This is a genomic window from Mycobacterium sp. NPDC003449 (assembly GCF_053588415.1).
The window spans coordinates 1-1158 of record NZ_JBSFPX010000388.1; the positions used below are offsets into that span (position 1 = coordinate 1).

Genomic DNA, 1158 nt, shown 5'->3' on the forward strand with positions numbered 1-1158 from the left:
GGACGTCTCAGCCAGCCCGGTGACCCCGGCGTAGCCGTGAAACGACAGGCAGCGCAGCGAGCCAGTCACGAGGGACTGGCACGTCGGCTCGTCGAAGTTCGTGCTGGTCACGTGCAGGTCGGAGTTGTTCGCCGCCTTGATCCCGGCGAACTCGTAGTGCGACATCAGCCCGGCGCCGACGGCCCGCGCCGCCTCGCCGGAGCCGGGCTCGATGCCGCCGCCGTGGATCGCGATCGAACACCACCGGCTGCCGGTCACCGGCACGCTGCGGCGCTCGTAGTCCACGCCCTCCACCTGGGCCGCAGCGAGCGCGGTATACGACGCGTACAGGTCAGCCATGTCACACCCCCACGACGCTGTAGTCCGACGCGGAGCCACCCGACGTGGTCCACGCATCCCCGGTATCCGACGAGCCCCAGCCGCCGCTCACCGTGCGGTTGAACCCGTCCGAGATCACGCCGGTGACGGCGGTCACCGTCATGACCTCGCCACCCACCCGGATGTCGAACGGCATGTTCGTGGCGTCCGTGGTCCACAGCGGGCCGGACGTCGTCAGCACGTCGATCACCGTGTCCGCCGCCCCGGCCGGAGCCCACAGAACCGAGCCGCCGGTGTCGAGGCGGCCGAGGACGACGTCGTCGAGAACCCCGACGCGGTACGGCGACTCCGGGGCGCAGTTGAAGGTCAACCGGTGCTCGAAGTGGTCGATCGTCTCGCTGACGCCGAGCACGATCTGGCTGATGCCCTCTGGCGGCAGCCACGGCGGCGGGTCCGTGATGACCAGCCGGTCGCCCTGCCGAAGCGCGAGCACAGCGGCCCGCAGCGCCGGGTTGCTGGTGAACGTGGAGTGCGCGAGGTTCACACTGATCTGCGGGTACCGGGCCTCGTCCACCGTGCCCAGGTGCAGCCGCCACGCCGCCTGATCCGGCAGCGTGCTGGAGTCCTTGAGGTTGAGCGTGACGGGGTCCTGGCCGTATACGCCGATACCCGCCGGCGGGTCCTGCGTGGACATCGGTCCGGCGTCGAGCGACTGCACCGCGGTCTCTCCGGTCGGGAGCGTGACGGTGGCGCGGTTCCGGGTGAGCTGGTCGTCGTCCACCGGCGTCGGCACATCGCTGAGCTGATGGCCCGCGTACGACAGGGTGAGCGCCGAGTCCT

The 1158-nt window shown here is 70.6% G+C and carries 2 protein-coding genes; both read right to left on the reverse strand.

The window, feature by feature from the left end; genetic code table 11:
• Positions 1 to 339: poly-gamma-glutamate hydrolase family protein (locus ACWDTP_RS38580; RefSeq protein WP_450028467.1), on the reverse strand; the 339-nt coding region annotated here is incomplete at its 3' end.
• A gap of 1 nt (position 340) precedes the next feature.
• A partial coding sequence (locus ACWDTP_RS38585; protein ID WP_450028468.1) for a hypothetical protein occupies positions 341 to 1158 on the reverse strand: 818 nt, incomplete at its 5' end.